We start from the raw sequence: 1,054 nt of genomic DNA on the forward strand, positions 1-1,054 counted from the left end.
GCTGGAACACCCCTTGTGTGTCTGGAATCGTGCATTGTTGAGGGGTGCCACGGACCAGGTGCTTGCCTGATCCGTGGCGGCGGTCGAGAGCCCGTCACCCCTCAGGTAGCCTAAACCGTGGATGAGCTGGGGCCCGACCGCCTTCTTTTGTGAACCCGAACAGTTGCAAGGGGCAAGCCCCCGCACACAAGGAAGGGACCGAGAAGATGGCTGCAGGAACGGTTCAGGATGTCGGCATCGACGTTGCCAAGCGATGGCTCGACGTGGCCGTGTTCCAGACGCAGGAACAAGCGCGTTTCGACAACGACAAGGACGGATGGGCCAAGCTGAGCAAGTGGCTGAAAGGCCGCAACGTGCGCGCCATCGGCATGGAGCCGAGTGGAGGCTATGAGCGCGGCGTGGCCAAGGCGCTGCGCAAGGCGGGTTTACCGGCCAGGAACGTCAATCCGCACAAGCTGCGCCACTATGCCCGCGCGCTTGGCCGACTGGCCAAGAACGACCGCATCGATGCCCTGCTGATTGCACGCTATACCGCCGAACTGCCGACCCGGCCGGTGCAGTGCGACCCAATCGCCGAGCAACTGGCCGATCTGGTCGTGGCCCGCAGGCAGCTCAGCGACGACAAGGTCAGCCTGGCCAATCAGCTCGAGCAGGTCCGCGAGCCGACGGTCAAGCGCATCTTCACCCAGCGTCTGCGCCGCATTGAGTTCGATATCGCACTGCTGGCCAAGCGCATGGCCGATCTTGTCGCCAGCCAGCCGGCGTTCGCGGCCAGGGACCGCCTGATCCAGTCCTTCCACGGTGCCGGTCCGGTGTTCAGCCATACCGTGCTGGCCTTGGCGCCGGAGATAGGGCAGCAGCGGCGCGAAATCGCAGCCCTTGCTGGCCTGGCCCCATACGACTTCGACAGCGGCACCTTCAAAGGCCGCCGCATTATCTGGGGCGGTCGTCACGCCGTGCGCAGGGTGGTCTATATGGCTGCCCTCACCGCCAGTCGCTCAAATCCCGTCCTCAAGGCCTTCCACCAGCGTCTCATCGCCAAGGGCAAGGAGCC

Annotated in this window: 1 protein-coding gene; it reads left to right on the forward strand. The window is 64.6% G+C overall.

Annotated features, from left to right (window positions below; all coding sequences use genetic code 11):
* Positions 1 to 206: 206 nt before the first annotated feature.
* Positions 207 to 1,054, forward strand: an 848-nt coding sequence (locus EN857_RS33215) for an IS110 family transposase (RefSeq protein WP_189522822.1), incomplete at its 3' end; no start/stop codon positions are given.

The organism is Mesorhizobium sp. M4B.F.Ca.ET.214.01.1.1 (assembly GCF_004791545.1).
GTDB lineage: Bacteria > Pseudomonadota > Alphaproteobacteria > Rhizobiales > Rhizobiaceae > Mesorhizobium > Mesorhizobium abyssinicae.